Below are 1,455 nucleotides of genomic sequence, written 5' to 3' on the forward strand. Positions count from 1 at the left end.
ACGGCGCCGGACGATCCCGCGGCGTGGGAGGAGGCGTTCCGCCTCAACTTCGTGTCGGCGCGCGAGATCGGCGAGATCCTGGCGCCGCCGATGGCGGCGCGGGGCTGGGGCCGGATCGTCAACGTGACCGGCGCGATCCTGGCCAAGGCCTTCAACGCGGCCGGCCCGGCCAAGGCCGCCCTGGAGAGCTGGTCGAAGGCCGCGGCCGCGACGTACGCGGCCCGGGGGGTGACGGTGAACTGCGTGGCGCCGGGCCGCATCAACACGGTGCAGATCCTGGAGCGGCTTCACCCGACGGAGGATTCGCGGCAGGCCTTCATCGACCGCAACATCCCGGCCGGCCGCTTCGGCGAGCCCGGGGAGGCGGCGGCGCTGATCGCGTTTCTCGCCTCGGGGCCGGCCGGCTACGTCACCGGCACCACGATCCCGGTCGACGGCGGCGCCCTGCGCTTCGCGTTCTGAGCGCTGGGCTCCCGCGGCCACGCTTGGTCCCGCCGACGCGGCGCAATCCCCAGCCGACGGGCCGCAGCAGCGAGGTCACGCGGCGGCCATAGCGCCCGTGCCCCGGACGCCGGAGCGATGACGGCCCGGGTCGGTGCAACCGCGTCGGCCGGCAAAGGCGGCACGGCGCGTCGCGTGCCGCGGCGCCGGCCGACGACCTGGCAGGCCTGGCGTGCCGAGGGACCGTCGTTCTCCCGGGTGCCGTCGACCGCCGGCCGGAGTCGCTCGGGGGCGCCGGGTTTTCCGCCGCGACGTCGGCGATCGACGGCTCTTCCAGAGTCAGATCGGCTGAGAGCCGCTGCAACCGAGTAGTCTCGCGCTCACGATTGTTCGATTCTCCTGGCGTGATCGGCCTTCAGGCCATCGCTTTGCGCCATCGGGAGCAGCTCTGCGCGAAGAGCTCCGCTTCCCGGCATGAGTGCGACAAGATCCGGCCCTGCGCCCGTCTGCACCTCATTTCTGCGCGGCTTCGGCGCCAGGTGCTCGGCACTCATCGTTCGATCTTGCTTCAAGCCCTGTTCTTCCGGTCCAGGCCGATCCTCTCGATCAGATCGGCTCAAAATCAGCCGGGCAGGTCACTCCCTTGCTTCTCATCTCATCATAACAACGACAATCATCACCTTTATGCACATTCTGGCACCGGCGCCTCGCTTGCAAATGTAATTCTGATCAGTTTGGATATGATCGTCATTTCTAATTCGATAATATAGCATATAAAATTCAATAATACTGTCACCTATCTCAGTTATGATCTCGTAATTTCGTTTGCAAAACAAGATTTAACATGTCGTCTCTTAGATTGTCTCGGTGAGAGCAGTCTCAGACAATTTGTCATAGTCGATCATCAGCATCCGAGGGGAAGTGCATCCGTGTCTGGACAGACAAACACTCTGACTCTGCGGGTATCTGAGGATGCCTACAATGGCGACGCGCAGTTCGGCGTGTTCGTCGACG

The 1,455-nt window shown here is 64.7% G+C and carries 2 protein-coding genes; one reads left to right on the top strand and one right to left on the bottom strand.

Annotation, left to right across the window (positions count from 1 at the left end):
• The coding region (locus DT057_RS34875; protein WP_128566551.1) for an SDR family oxidoreductase at positions 1-462 on the top strand (462 nt) is incomplete at its 5' end.
• A 359-nt stretch (positions 463-821) separates the two neighbouring features.
• On the opposite strand, the gene DT057_RS35855 is transcribed toward DT057_RS34875, so the two are convergent.
• Complete coding sequence (locus DT057_RS35855; RefSeq protein ID WP_162501619.1) at positions 822-995, bottom strand: hypothetical protein; 174 nt, start codon at positions 993-995, stop codon at positions 822-824.
• Between the last annotated feature and the right edge of the window lie 460 nt (positions 996-1,455).

It is taken from the genome of Methylobacterium crusticola (assembly GCF_003574465.1).
Classification (GTDB): Bacteria; Pseudomonadota; Alphaproteobacteria; order Rhizobiales; family Beijerinckiaceae; genus Methylobacterium; species Methylobacterium crusticola.

Bases quoted from the DNA above. Each gene is read 5' to 3' on its own strand.
- DT057_RS35855 (WP_162501619.1), bottom strand. From the start codon at position 995: ATGAGTGCCGAGCACCTGGCGCCGAAGCCGCGCAGAAATGAGGTGCAG.